General features: G+C 47.5%; 12 protein-coding genes. 6 read left to right on the top strand and 6 right to left on the bottom strand.

The genetic code is table 11. The features are described 5' to 3' along the window. Nucleotides 1-133 precede the first annotated feature (133 nt). Nucleotides 134-1,024 carry a tyrosine-type recombinase/integrase gene (locus ACOJS8_RS18465; protein WP_420150025.1) on the top strand — a complete coding sequence of 297 codons (891 nt, stop codon included), beginning with the start codon at nucleotides 134-136 and terminating at the stop codon, nucleotides 1,022-1,024. 92 nt (nucleotides 1,025-1,116) lie between these two features. Here ACOJS8_RS18465 and ACOJS8_RS18460 read toward each other — a convergent pair whose 3' ends face one another. After that, nucleotides 1,117-2,940, bottom strand: a complete 1,824-nt coding sequence (locus ACOJS8_RS18460) for an SGNH/GDSL hydrolase family protein (RefSeq protein ID WP_420150024.1) — start codon at nucleotides 2,938-2,940, stop codon at nucleotides 1,117-1,119. Between the two features lie 105 nt (nucleotides 2,941-3,045). On the opposite strand from ACOJS8_RS18460, the gene ACOJS8_RS18455 reads away from it, so the two are divergent. Next, entirely contained in the window at nucleotides 3,046-3,720 is a 675-nt protein-coding gene (locus tag ACOJS8_RS18455; RefSeq protein WP_420150023.1) for an EboA domain-containing protein, read from the top strand. A gap of 21 nt (nucleotides 3,721-3,741) precedes the next feature. On the opposite strand, the gene ACOJS8_RS18450 is transcribed toward ACOJS8_RS18455, so the two are convergent. Both ACOJS8_RS18450 and ACOJS8_RS18445 read right to left on the bottom strand, forming a co-directional pair. Next, nucleotides 3,742-4,401: a hypothetical protein gene (locus tag ACOJS8_RS18450; protein ID WP_420150022.1), complete on the bottom strand. Its 660-nt coding sequence runs from the start codon at nucleotides 4,399-4,401 to the stop codon at nucleotides 3,742-3,744. A gap of 6 nt (nucleotides 4,402-4,407) precedes the next feature. Further along, nucleotides 4,408-5,073, bottom strand: coding sequence for a DUF4136 domain-containing protein (locus ACOJS8_RS18445; protein ID WP_420150021.1), 666 nt, complete (start codon nucleotides 5,071-5,073; stop codon nucleotides 4,408-4,410). Nucleotides 5,074-5,269: 196 nt separating this feature from the next. On the opposite strand from ACOJS8_RS18445, the gene ACOJS8_RS18440 reads away from it, so the two are divergent. The 3 genes from ACOJS8_RS18440 to ACOJS8_RS18430 all read left to right on the top strand — a co-directional run bounded on the left by ACOJS8_RS18440 (nucleotide 5,270) and on the right by ACOJS8_RS18430 (nucleotide 8,781). Beyond that, entirely contained in the window at nucleotides 5,270-6,202 is a 933-nt protein-coding gene (locus ACOJS8_RS18440) for a TatD family hydrolase (protein ID WP_420150020.1), read from the top strand. 118 nt (nucleotides 6,203-6,320) lie between these two features. Next, nucleotides 6,321-7,127 carry a sugar phosphate isomerase/epimerase family protein gene (locus ACOJS8_RS18435; RefSeq protein ID WP_420150019.1) on the top strand — a complete coding sequence of 269 codons (807 nt, stop codon included), beginning with the start codon at nucleotides 6,321-6,323 and terminating at the stop codon, nucleotides 7,125-7,127. A 79-nt stretch (nucleotides 7,128-7,206) separates the two neighbouring features. Continuing rightward, entirely contained in the window at nucleotides 7,207-8,781 is a 1,575-nt protein-coding gene (locus ACOJS8_RS18430; RefSeq protein WP_420150018.1) for a hypothetical protein, read from the top strand. Here the strand turns inward: ACOJS8_RS18430 and ACOJS8_RS18425 are convergent. Then, on the bottom strand, nucleotides 8,747-8,980 hold the full coding sequence (locus tag ACOJS8_RS18425) for a DUF2905 domain-containing protein (protein ID WP_420150017.1): 234 nt from the start codon (nucleotides 8,978-8,980) through the stop codon (nucleotides 8,747-8,749). The two genes, ACOJS8_RS18430 and ACOJS8_RS18425, sit on opposite strands and share 35 nt — an antisense overlap. 474 nt (nucleotides 8,981-9,454) lie before the next feature. Between ACOJS8_RS18425 and ACOJS8_RS18420 the strand changes: the two genes are divergently transcribed. Then, nucleotides 9,455-11,611 (top strand): DEAD/DEAH box helicase, encoded by a 2,157-nt coding sequence (locus ACOJS8_RS18420; protein ID WP_420150016.1) that lies wholly within the window; start codon nucleotides 9,455-9,457, stop codon nucleotides 11,609-11,611. Between the two features lie 68 nt (nucleotides 11,612-11,679). Here the strand turns inward: ACOJS8_RS18420 and ACOJS8_RS18415 are convergent, their stop codons facing one another. Together ACOJS8_RS18415 and ACOJS8_RS18410 are read right to left on the bottom strand one after the other, a co-directional pair. Next, the gene (locus ACOJS8_RS18415; protein WP_420150015.1) at nucleotides 11,680-12,855 is read right to left on the bottom strand and encodes an alginate O-acetyltransferase AlgX-related protein; all 1,176 of its coding nucleotides are present in this window, start codon (nucleotides 12,853-12,855) and stop codon (nucleotides 11,680-11,682) included. 14 nt (nucleotides 12,856-12,869) lie between these two features. Then, nucleotides 12,870-14,309: an MBOAT family O-acyltransferase gene (locus tag ACOJS8_RS18410; protein ID WP_420150014.1), complete on the bottom strand. Its 1,440-nt coding sequence runs from the start codon at nucleotides 14,307-14,309 to the stop codon at nucleotides 12,870-12,872. Between the last annotated feature and the right edge of the window lie 386 nt (nucleotides 14,310-14,695).

Below are 14,695 nucleotides of genomic sequence, written 5' to 3'. Positions count from 1 at the left end.
CGGAGGGAGGAATCTCAAGTTCGTCTATTGGGAAGTTTGAGATTCCTCCCTCCGGTCGGAATGACAAATGCCCATCTCTATGAGATCTATTTTAGAAAGTTTAAACAGGTTCTTATGTTAAATCCTGGTTCTGATGATTACCGACGATTTCCTCACCCACATCCGCTACGAAAAACGCCTGAGCCATCATACCATTACGGCCTATGCGAAGGACCTGGAGCAGTTTACTACGTTCCTGATGATGGAATGCAACGTAACGCAGTCCGAACTGGCTGATTTCCGGCACATCCGGTCGTGGATTGTGAGTATGGTTGAGGCAGAAATGGACAAATCGTCGGTGAACCGCAAGATTGCTACGTTACGTACCTTCTACGAATTTCTGGTCCGTCGGAAACTGATTACCATCGATCCGATGCAGAAAATTCAGTCGCTCAAGGCCAGTAAACGGCTGCCGCAATACGTCGAAGAAAAACCGATGGACATGCTGCTGAACGACGTTGAGTTTCCGGATACGTTCGAAGGATTTCGAGACAAGCTGGTGCTTGAGTTACTATATGGAACTGGTATTCGGTTGAGTGAACTGCTCGGCCTGAAAACTACCGACGTAAACCTGTATGAGAAAACGATTATTGTACTGGGAAAACGCAACAAACATCGTATTATTCCGCTGACGCAGCCGCTTTTTGATCTGGTTCAGCAATACGTTCAACTGAAAAACGATACGTTTGGCGTACATACCGATGCTACGTTGATTGTGAGCGATAAAGGTATTGCGGCTTATCCAATGTTGATTCAACGTATCGTACAGCGACACCTTACACTCGTCACGACGCTTGAGAAAAAGAGCCCCCACGTGCTACGTCATACGTTTGCTACGCATCTTCTCAACCGGGGCGCCGACCTCAACGCCATCAAGGATTTGCTGGGCCACACGAGTCTGGCCGCTACGCAGGTCTACACCCACACCAGCCTCGAACAACTCAAAAAAACCTACGATCAGGCCCATCCGAAGGCTAAAAAATGATTCACCTAATCTCAGTCTGCCGATTGGTGACTATGAGCAGGTCAATAATCAATTTGCATCCGTGGGCCAGGTAATCCATCACACTATTTACGTTAATTTAAGAGTTTCTTCCGTTTCGACGTTGTGGGTTTCACTTCAACAGGTTTCAAGTAGGGCAGGAGTTTATCGGCGAGTTTGCGGTACCCTTCAGCGTTGGGGTGGAGGCCGTCACTGAAAAACGACTCGTCAATTTTGCCATCGGGTTTCAGAAATACCGTACTCGGTTGAATAAACGTTACGTTCAGCTCGCCCGCAATCTGCGCAATACGTTGGTTCAGCGTAGCTACGCGCTGTTCGCCATCGCGTCGGGGCAGTATGCCAATGAGCAGAATGTCGGCACTTGGTTGGCGGGCTTGCATGGCACGTACCAGAAACGCCAGCCCCTGACTAATCTCGGCATCGGTATTGAGGTGCAGGTTGTTCGTGCCAATCATCAGCAAAATCTGCGACGCCGAATAGCCGTCGAGTTCGCCGTGATAGACGCGCCAGAGAACGTTTTCGATACGGTCCCAGCCATAACCCAGATTCAGTACGTTTCGCGGCTCCATCACCGATTGCCAGCTATCGGGCCCATTCAATTTGGCACCTGTCGACTCACCGCCCCAGAAATGCGTGATTGAATTGCCAATGAACAGAATACGTGGCGGATTGCTTTTTACACGCGCCATAATCTCGCGATGGCGGGCATCCCAGTCGTACACGCGGGCGTCACGGAACTGCGTACGGGGTTTCATGGTCGATACGTCGCCAACGGGTTCGTTCAGAATCGTGCGAATGCTACGTTCATACGCATCGGCATATTGCTGCATTCCCAAATCCGTCGGATGCGTCCCATCGACCATCGAATCGTCGGACAGATTGATGGCCGAACGTGGTAAAATGTACAGATTTTTGATGCCTTCGCTTTTCAACTGCGTAAACGCCTGATTCAGCAATACGTTGGCGTCGCTGTAATACTGGCGTCGGGTTGGATTGATACCGCCATCGGTATAGCCCGCATGTTCGACCAGTAGAATCGGCGTCGTTGGATGCTGGCGTTGCAGTGTTTTCACCGCGTCGATGATGCGCATCTTAATCGTATCGGGCTTGATCCCGACTGACGCAATCAGATTCGGCAGACAATCCAGTACGTAGAGTCTGGCGTCAATTTCGGGCAGTAGCTCAACCACCTCTTTTTCCATTCGCCCGTTTCCCGAAAACCCCAGATTTATAACCGGACGATCCAGTTTGCGACCCAGAATGGCAGGCCAGGCCATACCCGCCCGCGAGGCACAGGCTCCCTGCGCAATTGACGTACCATACACCACAATCGGCTTATCGGGTCGAACGGGCAGGGGCGTCAACGTAACGTTTTTGGGCGTACCGATTTCAAGCCATTTTACTGAGTTGTACAGCGGCAGATATAGCCGGTACTCGCGGCCTTTCTGATGATTCGGATCGTTTGGTTCCAGACCCTGAAAAACGTATTGAATCGTATCCCCGAAGGCGTATTTGCCATTGCACCAAAGCCAGTCGCCATCGCTGTTTACGGCGTACAAATCTACGCCACTCACGCCCGTTGCCGACATGTGCGGCTGAGCCTGTTTGCCGGTCACTACGTAGCGAACGACAATCTGGTCAGTGCTGGCTCTGAATCGAATCATCAATCCAGCGGCATTGTGCGATAAATTCCAGACGGGTGAACGAACGTTTTTTTCGGCTTTCGCAGGAAGCCGATCGTACGGATTCTGGAGAGCGGCCCCGTTCCAGCCCTGCCCTTCAATAACCGATGTTGCGGCTTGCGTAGGATTCCACCAGACAAAATCAGCGGTTGATTGAGCAAACGTAGCACATGCTACGTAGTGAATGATCAGAAAAAAAAGGAGAACTGGACGCATAAAGAGGAGAGCAACGTAGCGTGTGTTTGGTTACGTGGATCTACTAAGCAATAAAGATGAGCATAGTCATGGACTAATGTATTTCGGTTGTGGTATTTTTGTCTTATGAATATCTCGCAGATGAGCCAAACGCTGTTTTATCTGATTGAACAGCAGGCTAATTCCGAAAAGGCTACTACCTATCTTCGGCAACAGGCCGATGCGTTTCAGGAAAATCCGCAAACGGCTACGTTTTACCGTGTTTTTACAGCTATTCCGCGTTTTGTTGGCCGTCAACTGCTCAACGTACCGGCGGATATGGCGTTTTCCATCGAACGGATTCGGCCTGGTTTTACCGTGAACGGCTGGACGCTGGACCGGCTGGCGCGGGTGTGGTGGCTGCTTCAATTACCCATTGACGACCCGACGTACTACGTTAAAACCATCTCAGAATTGTTTAAAGCAGGCGAACTGAACGAGTTGGTGGCGTTGTATTCGGCTTTGCCCGTACTGGCCTATCCCGAAAGCTGGAAGTTTCAGGCAACCGAAGGCGTGCGGAACAACATTGCCGATGTGCAGTCGGCCATTATGCTGCATAATCCGTACCCGGCTGACTATCTGGACGAAGCGGCCTGGAATCAACTGATTATGAAAGCCTTTTTTACCGACAAAGACGTAACGCAGATTACAGGCCTAGACGAACGTAAAAACGACCGGCTGACCCAAATTCTGACAGACTATTCTGCCGAACGTCGGGCTGCCGGTCGTAGTTTACCGCCGAATATGGAACGAGTACTGTAACGCGGAAAGCTCCGCGTTACGTTAATAAAATCGATACGAAATACCCGCCGAAATCATCAGCGAAGGGGCGGAGTTTTTCAGCAGATCGTAATTAAAAAATACGTTCTGATACTGAGCCTGAATTTCGGCCCCTAGCCTTTGCTCACGTGCACCGTAGTATTTTAGCCCGATAGCTGGCGCAATTGCTCCGGCAAACTGCGTTTTCTGGTCGGCCAGGGTTCCAAAATAGTTGGTGTAGTTGACATAGGCACCACCACCGGCAAACTGAATATAGGGTCGTATGGCATCGGCATTCCCGGCAAAATAATATGAGAGCGAAGCCATTGCCGGAATAATCGACAGGGTTCGGGTTTGAACGGCTGAAATATCCTGGCCAAAATCACCATCAGTATAGCTATAAACCTGGCGTCCGGTACGTAGTTTACTGTATTGATAGCCTGTTTTCAATCCAATCGAGAACCGGCGCGGAAAGAGCCATTCGCCTTCTAAAGCAAAATTGGTTGGCGAAATTTTGTCGATATAGTCTTTCTGACCGCCCATCGGGAAAGCAACTCCATACCGAGCCGCTACGTTAAACGTTACGTATCGATCATACATCGACGATTCGCCCGAATAGTCGACTTGTGCCCAGGCCGCCGTAGAGAGGCTAAGCAGGGCAATTATTGCCATTATGCGTTTCATAGCGTCTTAGCGGGTTGCCTGTAAATAAGGTGATTGATTAAAAATAGACGTAACAGCCGTGGTAACCGCTTGGGTATCCGTAACGTCAGTTCCGCGAATTGTGGCATCGTATAACACGTTCAACTGCTGCTGCCCGGAGGAATTAGGGGGTGCATTTTTCAGGTCAACAATCTGAATTTCCCAGTATTGATCCGTCACCTGATACGTGTAATAGCTTGGATAGTACGGGTTGTATCCACCCAAGCCACCTAGCCCGCCAAAACCCCAATAGTTGGAATAATACGAGTACGGGTTGCTCGCAATGCCCGTATAGCGATTGTTGACGCGAAGGATAACAACCCCTAAATCGGCTGAATCGCCTTTGCTGACACGCTGAAACCCTTTGGCCGCAAGACCAGCCGCTACGTCCGTTACGAACTGATCGGATATACTGTTCTTGACGGCGGCATAGCTATCATTAGACTGAATAACAACCGAATCAGGTAAACTAAACGTCTTGTACTGAGCGAAGTTCACCGATCGGTCGTAGTTGGTAATATATACCGGACTATCGGCCGGATTTAAATCATTAATAGCATTATCCTGGCAAGCCGTTAATGCCCCACTAATGATTAGGAGTAGGATCGCCCAAAGGCCCCCTTTCTCTAACCTGAACTGATGAAGCGTATTCATGATGCATTTGTTTGTCTACATTATTAAAACGAATAGAGTAAAGCGAAGTTTATAAGTAGCAATTAAATTCCTGCTAAAAATCATCTGGGAAGCGGTCAGATTTTTCGAGAACTTTGCTCACTGAGGGGGTAAAAATAGGGCCCTGGCTGTATTCGTTACTTTCAATTTCGCTTGACAAGTATTTAACAACAGAGTTATGGATTTTATGGATTCAATTCGTGGCATGTCGTTCTTCGATATGCACGTACACATGACCTCCCGCACGACTGACGATTATCAGGCTATGGCTGATGCAGGCGTAGTAGCGATGATCGAACCAGCCTTCTGGCTAGGACAACCCCGTACGGGCGTCGACTCATTCCGCGATTATTTCGCCAGTCTGGTAGGTTGGGAGCGGTTTCGGGCGTCGCAATTTGGCATCCGGCACTACTGTACAATTGGTTTGAATTCAAAAGAAGCCAATCAGGAAGCACTAGCCGAACAGGTGATGGAAATCCTGCCGCTGTTTATCTATAAAGAAGGCGTTGTAGGGGTAGGCGAAATTGGTTTCGACGATCAAACAGCCGCTGAAGACAAATACTATCGGGCACAGCTGGAACTGGCTAAAGAAGCTAATTTGCCCGTGCAGATTCATACGCCCCATCGTGATAAAAAACAGGGTACCAGTCGGAGCATGGACATCGCCATTGAGCATGGTATCGATCCGGGTATGGTAATTGTCGATCACAATAATGAGGAAACGGTAAGGGAAGTATTGGATCGGGGCTTCTGGGCAGGCTTTACGATTTATCCATTTACCAAAATGGGTAACGAACGCATGGTTGAGGTTGTGAAACAATACGGTCCTGAGCGGATCATGATTAACTCGGCGGCAGACTGGGGCATTAGTGATCCATTGGCCGTACCTAAAACGGCGGCTTTAATGAAACAACAGGGCATTTCCGACGAAGCCATCCGACTCGTTACGTTCGCAAATGCCGTTACAGCCTTCGCGCAAAGCGGTCAACTGAGCCTTGAAGAACTCACTCAGCCGCTAGACATTGACCAGAGCCAGCGATATAATGGCAGTTCAGTACTACGTGGTGGCCAAGCGCCGAGAGTCGATAAGGAGTCAACCATTATTAAGTAAAAGCGAGGACTTCATGGATTGCCTGGATAGCAGGGTTTGCGTAGGTTATGTATTTTAACAATTCCCGCTATCCGCGCAACCCGTGCAATCCCTGCCACCCCTACCATTCCCCTTTCCTATGAAAACGCTCTTCTTCTGCCCAATGTGGGGCATGGAAAATCTTACTTATACCGAAGCCGCCAAACGCGTGAAAGCCGCTGGTTACGACGGCATGGAAATTGCCGCCGGACCGGACAAGCGTAACGAAGCCGTTCAGGTGATGCATGATCATGGCCTGGAACTAATTTTGATGGCGTTTGGCGAAGGCAGTAACTTTGCTGAGCATAAGAAAAAGTACCACGACGATTTGCTCAATATTGCTTCGTACAAGCCCTCATTCATCAACGCCCATACAGGGCACGACTACTTCACATTTGAGCAAAATGCTGAGCTAATTCAGATTGCTTTAGATGTACAAAAGCAAACTGGCGTTCGGATTCTGCATGAAACGCACCGGGGGCGATTTTCATACAGCGCCCCCGCTATTCAGTATTATCTGCTCAAGATTCCGGAATTACGACTGACGGCCGATTATTCACACTGGGTGAACGTAGCAGAATCGTATTTAGCCGATCAGTCTGAAAATGTAAACCGGGCTATTACCGTTAGCGATCATGTTCATTGTCGCGTCGGTCACCCCGAAGGCCCACAGGTAAACGATCCGCGCGCTCCTGAGTGGAAAGATGCGCTGGAGAGTCATGCCAAATGGTGGGATGCGATTCGTTCCCGACTACAGAAGGCCAACGCTGCTACGTTAACGGTCACTTGTGAGTTTGGCCCAGCGGGTTATCTGCCTACGTTGCCTTTCACTCAGCAGCCCGTTGCCAGCCAGTGGGATATAAACGTGTTTATGAAAGATTATCTAAAAAAGCGCTGGCAAGTGTAACTTTTATGAAATAGTACAATCTGAATTAGTATTTGTACTTTGCGTTTCATAAATTAGTTGTATATCAACGTTTACGGTTATGCTTCGCGTTCTGGCTCTATTCTGCCTTCTGTTCATGGGCGTTACGTTACGTCCGGCCAGGGCGCAGCTGGCGCATTCATTGCGGCTGGAAATTCCCGCCAACCGGGATGAAACCGAAACATTCGATGTAACGCCTTTATCGGATCGGGGAGTGCTGGTGACTATCCGAAGTGGTAGCTCATACGATTTTAGTCCAACCAAATTCAGTTTCCGGAAATATGATGTAAACCTCAAATTGATCTGGAAAGCTGACTTTAAACAGGATATCCGATTCAGGTCTATTCAGACCTATGATACAGATCAGTACACGTATCACCTCTTTCGTGATTACGATACCGGGCTCTTTCAATTTCTGCGGCTTCATCTCGATGATGGTAGTATCGAAACATTTGAAGGGAATCTGGTTGACCAGTTTGATGTACAGCATTTTAAAGTGATGGGAAGTCAGGCTTATGTCGGAGGCTACCGTCATGGGCGTCCGGTTGTTATGGCCTTTTCTTTCTTCGATCAGTCGGCTAAAGTACTACCGGGTTTATACGTTAACCGGATGGATCTCAGCGGTTTGGAAGTTGATGAAGTGCATCGTGAAATAAATGTGCTGGTGCATACGCTCAAGCGGCACTGCAAATTTTCGTTGCGCACGTATAACTATGATTGTAAACTGCTACGTACCATTGATTTTGATGGGACACAAAACAACCTGATTTCCGGGAAGCTGCTGCCCGTTAATGAATCCGAATCGCTTCTGGTCGGCAACTATTCTACAGATTGTACGCCTTACTCGCAGGGAATTTACGTAACGCGTATCCATCATGGCGGTCCGGGTAATACATCCGGCGATACGGCTTCGCATACGATTCAGTACATTGAATTTTCGCAGCTTCAGAATTTCTTCAATTATTTGAAGCCTCATCGGCAGCAAAAACTGCTGGCTCGGGCACTGAAGAAGAAAGAAGAAGGAAAAGATTATAAATTTCATTATCGCTTGCTGGTGCATGATTTGCAGGTCACCTCAGAGGGACTTACACTGGTGGCGGAGGTATATTATCCGCAATACAGAGGTAGCTCCATTGCTTACGGAGGCTACATACGAAGCAGTGATCGATACGAAGGTTATCGGTACACCCACGCGTTTGTTTGTGGCTTTGATAAACAGGGAAAGCTCTTATGGGATAATTGTTTTCCCATCAAGGAGTTACTAAGCAAGGAATTAATTGAAATGGTACAGGTTTCGCAGCAGGGAGACCGGATGGTGATGGCTTACCCGAACGATGGGGAAATTACGACCGAAGTGATCCAGGGTAGTAAAGTCCTGAAGGAAACCGAAAGATTTAAGCTGAAAACCAATGCTGAAAATGAGAAAGTAACTTTCTCATCGCAGGATAATCTAATGGCCTGGTATGGTCGCCACTTCCTGGCGTTTGGGTTTCAGAAAATTATGCCCTCCAGAAATTATGCAAGCCAGCGCGAAGTGTTTTACCTAAATAAGCTAACATATAGCGAAGAAAATCTGAATCAGCCTGATAAATCAACAAGTGCTAAGGTTCCCAAAAGCGACGGACCAAAACAATAATCAGATTCAGAAGGATACTGACCACAATACAGGTGACAATTGGGAAATAAAACCCTCCGCCATTTTTCCCTTCAATACGTATGTCCCCCGGTAGTCGGCCTAACCAGTTTAGTTTATCGCCAAAAAAATAAACGATTGTACCGATAAGCACCAATGCTCCTCCAATGAGAATAATGTATTTTCCTACGGCTGAATTCATCGTGATTGCTTGATAGCTTAACAACGTAGAGCGTCTTTCTGTCGGTTCATTTCTAAAATAAATACAATATCACTAAGCGCATACTTGCTTATTTAATATTTATTTCTTAATTTTGCACCAGATTTTACAAGCGACATCCGTCGCGTCTCTGTTTCTCTCCTTTTTACACGCTGAGTTAGGTCTGACAGAGCCAGGTACGGATGTACAGATGGGTTTCTGGGTGGACGCTTCATGAGTGAAGCATTTGCGCGTGGGCTAATCGTCAATCGGTCGTACTGGTAAGGCTATTAAGCGAATTGCTTAATCATTTACTGGTTGTTGTCTTTTCCCTCGAAAAGGGTTGGGAAAAATGGGGGTCCTTGTCGGGTCATTGGGGCAGCTTCGTTCGTTGGGCAATTCTCGCAATATCGCGCCGTTCACTGGCACATACTCGTCTTCGCTTGGATGATTTTATTTTTAATCATTTCCAAGTTAATGAAAACGAAAACAACTAAATCCGTTGATCAGGAAGATCTACTGGACATTGAAAAAGTAGCATCAGAAATGGCCGCCAGTGCAGGATCTTCGGCTACAAGTGAAACTAAACCCGCAAAGGTTTCTAAAAAGAAGACGGTATCTGTCGATGAATCGGCTACCGATACGTCCTTCGATTCAGCTGTCGAAACGGTTGCAGAAGGCGTTGCCGATAAAGTTATTATCGTAGCTGATGAGTCAACCACAACGACCGCTGCAGAGGAAAAGCCCGCTACGGAGACAGTACAAAAGACTGATCCCAATCAGATTTTATTTTCCAGCTTAGATATTTCAGATGAAATACTTCAGGCTGTAACCGATATGGGTTTTGTAAGCCCGTCACCGATTCAGGCAGAGGCAATTCCACCAATCCTGGCAGGCCGCGATGTTATCGGACAGGCACAAACGGGTACAGGTAAAACGGCTGCTTTTGGTATTCCGGCCCTCGAACTGATAGATGTTCAGGACCGTTCCGTCCAAACCCTGATTCTGTGCCCAACCCGCGAACTGGCGTTGCAAGTCTCTGATGAAATTCGGAAGCTGGCCAAATACAAGCGGGGGGTTCGGGTCGAAGCCATCTACGGTGGTGATTCCATTGATCGTCAGATTCGCTCGCTTAAAAGTGGGGTTCATATCGTGATCGGTACACCCGGCCGTGTGATGGATCATATGGAACGTAACACGCTCAAACTCGACAACGTCAAGATGATGATTCTGGACGAAGCCGACGAGATGCTGGACATGGGTTTCCGGGAGGATATTGAAAATATTCTGGAAGATATGCCCGAAGAGCGGCAGACGATTCTTTTCTCGGCTACGATGTCGAAGCCGATTATGCAGATCACGCAGAAATTTCAGCAAGACCCTGTTCTGGTCAAGGTTGTCAAAAAAGAATTGACCAACACCAATATTGAACAGGTTTATTTCGAAGTAAAGCCAAAGGCAAAGGTGGAAGTAATGTGTCGTTTGATCGATATGTATGACCTGAAACTGCTGCTGGTATTCTGCAATACGAAGCGTAAGGTAGATGAGATCGTTGAAGATCTGCAAATTCGGGGCTATCAGGCTGAAGGCTTGCACGGCGATCTTCGTCAGGCACAGCGGAACAACGTAATGAGCAAATTCCGGGCGGGTACAACCAGCATTCTGGTCGCTACCGACGTAGCAGCTCGGGGTATAGACGTAGATGACGTAGATGCTGTTATTAACTTCGATATTCCACTCGACGAAGAGTATTACGTACACCGGATTGGCCGGACAGGTCGCGCTGGTAAATCAGGACGGGCGTTCTCGATGGTCGGCCGCGACGAAAAATACCGCTTCCGCGAAATTCAGAACTATACGAAAGTTCGGGTTGAAAAAGGGGTAATTCCATCCTTCGAGGATATCGTTGGTATACGTAAGGCTCGTTTTATTGAGCAATTGCAGCAAACAATAAACGAAAGCCAGGATCTGAATTTATACGATGATTTGCTGACTCAGTTGCATCATGCGGGCTTCTCAACCGAGCAGATTGTCGCTGCTTTGGTGAAACGTAGCATGGGTATCGAGAAAAACGAGTTTGCTGATCAGAACCTCGGCCTTGATGACGACCGTCGCCGGGACCGTGGCGACGGACCGGATCGTCGGGATCGTTTCGGCGACCGTGACCGCGGAGGCCGTCCTGAGCGGGATGACCGTCGCGGTGGACGTTTCAGTGATCGGGACGATCGTGGCGGACGCTTCAACGACCGTAGCCGTGGTGAAGGACAAAGTCGTTTCGGCGATCGTGACCGCGGTCGTTCGGGCGACCGTAATGAGCGTTCATTCGGTCCTCGCGAGGGTGGTGGACGTAACGGCTACTTCGAGAAAGAAGATCGGCGTGCCCCACGGGAGCGCGAAGCCAATATGACTCGACTGATGGTAACCATTGGTCGGCGCGATTATGTTCGTCCGGGTGATATCGTAGGAGCCATCGCCGGTGAAGCCAACATTCCGGGCAACAGCATTGGTAGCATCGATATCTTCGACAAATTCACGTATGTGGATGTACCGAAGGACGTAGCAAACCGTGTTATTGACGTTATGGAAGGCAATACCATTAAAGGGCGCCGGGTGAATATTGAAATAGCCCGATAAGCGTTAGTAACACTTAAGCAAAAAAGGCCGGGAAATTGACTTTTCCCGGCCTTTTGTTTGTTCGGTTTTTACTGCGCTCTGCCTACAAAATCAATGTTCCGTTCCACGATTTCAATGACGACAATATCAGGACGTTCGGCTCTGGCTAACTGCATATCCAATTTGTGTGTACGTACTAAATACGACTCACGAAAATAGCCGGGTACAAATTGATTCATCCAATAACTGAATGAATCACCTAGCAAAAGTAACTTGGGCAGATTTGTTGACGTGCTGACAAAACGTTCGGAAGGAAGATCCATATCTGAATTTTTGGTGGCTTCGGTCTGTCTGATACGCAGATGAGCAGGCAACGTAATTTTGTACTGTACCGAATCAACGAGTTTGTCGTTCATAGCAAGCATCATCGTTAAATCTCCGCCTTCTCCTTTCAGCGCCTGAACCTGGTAATCGGCTAACCGAGGTTTGGGGATTTGCGGAAAATCTTGCCGGACTCGATCAACTAAGGTTAACGTAGCAAGCAAAGACCCGTAGAAATTCCAGTGCGTATCTGTCTGACAATAAACAATACGGTCGGATTTGGCAGTCGTCAGCGTATTTCGGACATCAACCACAGGAACGGTTGTATGCTGAAGCAGATAGTTTTTGATGCGGTTAAAATTAGCTTGGCTATCTACGGTCTGCAAATAGTTCGGCAGGTTCTCCGGATAAATGGTGTATGAGTCAGGAGCAATCAGCAGATAAAGTTTAGTGCCTTGAGCCGCCAGCTGTTGCTGATACGTAGTTAATCGCTGCGCAACTGCCGCCATCGTATCCGGATTGATTGCTAGCCCCTGATGACGATCCAGAATCTGATTCATGCTATTGCCCGGGTAGAACCAGCCGTTCTTACCAACAACGACCTTCTCAGGCAAAGGCGACGTATTCAGAACGTAGTATTTCCATTGGCTGTATTGGTAAAACAAGGCATTTCGCCAGCCGAAGTTTTCTTTGTAATACTGATTAAACTTAGCGATGAATGTTTGTACATGAGGAAACTGAAAAGTTGGGAAAGGGGTAAGAGTCCGTTTTTCGGTGCTGACAAAACCGGAAGATAGTCCCAGCCACTGATCCAGTGTTGGTAAGATCAATAAAATAGCAAAGCCCCAAACCGTAATTAGCGTCTTGAATCGGCTTTGTCGGTCGTTTTCGGTTTTGCTCCCCTGATTCGGAACGGTTTGTTTTGTTACGTCTTTCTCCGTCATTGCGTGATTCTTTATTAAAATCGAAAATAAATGAACGGATTATACGTATCGGCGGCCAGATACATAACCGACAGGATAAATAACCCAAACAACCCCGCAACATATACGGAATCCAGCACCAGGCGCATGGAGGCTAATCGGGCCAACACGCGATCCCAACCGCGCCGAAATTTTGCGTAAACGGGGGTTGCTAATACAATACCGATCAGAAGCGAAACGATGACTTCGGCGCTTAGAAAATGCATGGGTGAGTAACGGATTACCGACGTAGTAGAAGCTGTAAATCCCGCCATTTTTTGAAGATACTGAATAGCTTCAGGCAGGCTTTCGATGCGGAAAAAGACCCAGCCGATCAAAACAACTAGTAGTGCATAAGCATGAGCAAAAAAGGGCCATATTTTTTCCAGCCGTTTGCTCAGACCAGCTCGTTCAAGCAGTAAAAACAGGCCATGATAAAGGCCCCAGATAATAAAATTCCAACTGGCGCCATGCCATAAGCCTGTTACAAAAAATACAATTAGCAGGTTGCGGTACGTTCGGGTCTTACTGCCCCGATTACCACCCAGCGGAATGTACACGTAATCGCGGAACCAGCTCGATAGAGAAATGTGCCACCGTCGCCAGAAATCCTGTATCGACCGGGCGATGTACGGATAATTGAAATTCTCTTTGAAGTCGAAACCGACCATTTTACCCAGGCCAATGGCCATATCGGAATAGCCCGAAAAGTCGAAATAAATCTGAAGCGAGTAAGCAATAATGCCTAGCCAGGCGGTAGCCGTCTGATAGCTATCGGCGGGAGCATTGAAAATACCGTCGGCCAAACTGGCAAACGTATTAGCTAACAATACTTTCTTGGCTAATCCAATAATGAACCGCTCTGCACCAACGGCAAATTTTTCGAGCCCAGTGGAGCGCTCTGCCAATTCGGGAGCAATATCGGCGTACCGAACAATAGGACCCGCAATCTGATGCGGAAACATCGCCACGTAGGTACCATAATCCAGAAAGCTTTTATTAGCCCGAATCCGTCCCCAGTAAATATCGAGCGTGTAAGAAATACCCTGGAACGTATAAAAACTGATACCAATGGGTAAAGCTATATAGGGTAGCGTTAGGCTGTTGCTAACCGGAAGACCGGCTATTTCCGAAAAGCCTCGGGCAGTGTCAACCAAAAAATTAGCATATTTATAGTAAACTAATAAAGAAAGGCTACCGGCCAGTGACAGCCATAAACCGGCTTTTCGCTTTCCCTGCTCTATAAGTCGTCCTGCTACGTAGTTGATAAGTGCTGATACCAGCAATACGAGTACCACAGGACCTTCGCCCCAGGCATAAAAAACCAAACTAGCTGCAAACAAAAACGCATTATGCCAGTATTTGGGTAATAGGTAATAAATGAGCAGAAAGAATGGCAGATAAAGAAATAAGAAAATTCCTGAACTAAAAAGCATACTTTTTGAGGTAGTAAACGCAAAAATACTTTCTGGCTTACAAAAAGTGCGCTCGGCGCGCTATAATATTGACACGGCTAATTCCGAAACGTATTGAATATTTGTCTGATTAACAGGATTAATACGTAATGATTAAAACCTTATGCGATAAAGAACGTAATGAATCTTATGTAGATAGACATTTTAAACTTGCCTGAAAAAACTGTTTATCTATCGCAAGAGCAGCAACGTATGGTCTTATTTTATTTAATTAATGCTGCCATTCTGGGCGACAAGTAAAAGACTTTGTCTATGCGTACTCAACGAAGGTTTTTTCAGCCTATAAAAACCGCCAGCTTAACCTATGTTACTCTGTTTATTGTGCTGATCATTATAAGCTGCACGAA

The sequence above is a fragment of the Spirosoma sp. genome, from assembly GCF_048594605.1.
Classification (GTDB): domain Bacteria; phylum Bacteroidota; class Bacteroidia; order Cytophagales; family Spirosomataceae; genus Spirosoma.
The sequence above is the reverse complement of the archived record's forward strand: the minus strand, read 5'-3'. Positions and strand labels throughout refer to the sequence as shown.

Coding starts and splice junctions, on each gene's coding strand:
- ACOJS8_RS18465 (WP_420150025.1), top strand. CDS start 134: ATGATTACCGACGATTTCCTCACCCACATCCGCTACGAAAAACGCCTG.
- ACOJS8_RS18460 (WP_420150024.1), bottom strand. CDS start 2,940: ATGCGTCCAGTTCTCCTTTTTTTTCTGATCATTCACTACGTAGCATGT.
- ACOJS8_RS18455 (WP_420150023.1), top strand. CDS start 3,046: ATGAATATCTCGCAGATGAGCCAAACGCTGTTTTATCTGATTGAACAG.
- ACOJS8_RS18450 (WP_420150022.1), bottom strand. CDS start 4,401: ATGAAACGCATAATGGCAATAATTGCCCTGCTTAGCCTCTCTACGGCG.
- ACOJS8_RS18445 (WP_420150021.1), bottom strand. CDS start 5,073: ATGAATACGCTTCATCAGTTCAGGTTAGAGAAAGGGGGCCTTTGGGCG.
- ACOJS8_RS18440 (WP_420150020.1), top strand. CDS start 5,270: ATGGATTTTATGGATTCAATTCGTGGCATGTCGTTCTTCGATATGCAC.
- ACOJS8_RS18435 (WP_420150019.1), top strand. CDS start 6,321: ATGAAAACGCTCTTCTTCTGCCCAATGTGGGGCATGGAAAATCTTACT.
- ACOJS8_RS18430 (WP_420150018.1), top strand. CDS start 7,207: ATGCTTCGCGTTCTGGCTCTATTCTGCCTTCTGTTCATGGGCGTTACG.
- ACOJS8_RS18425 (WP_420150017.1), bottom strand. CDS start 8,980: ATGAATTCAGCCGTAGGAAAATACATTATTCTCATTGGAGGAGCATTG.
- ACOJS8_RS18420 (WP_420150016.1), top strand. CDS start 9,455: ATGAAAACGAAAACAACTAAATCCGTTGATCAGGAAGATCTACTGGAC.
- ACOJS8_RS18415 (WP_420150015.1), bottom strand. CDS start 12,855: ATGACGGAGAAAGACGTAACAAAACAAACCGTTCCGAATCAGGGGAGC.
- ACOJS8_RS18410 (WP_420150014.1), bottom strand. CDS start 14,309: ATGCTTTTTAGTTCAGGAATTTTCTTATTTCTTTATCTGCCATTCTTT.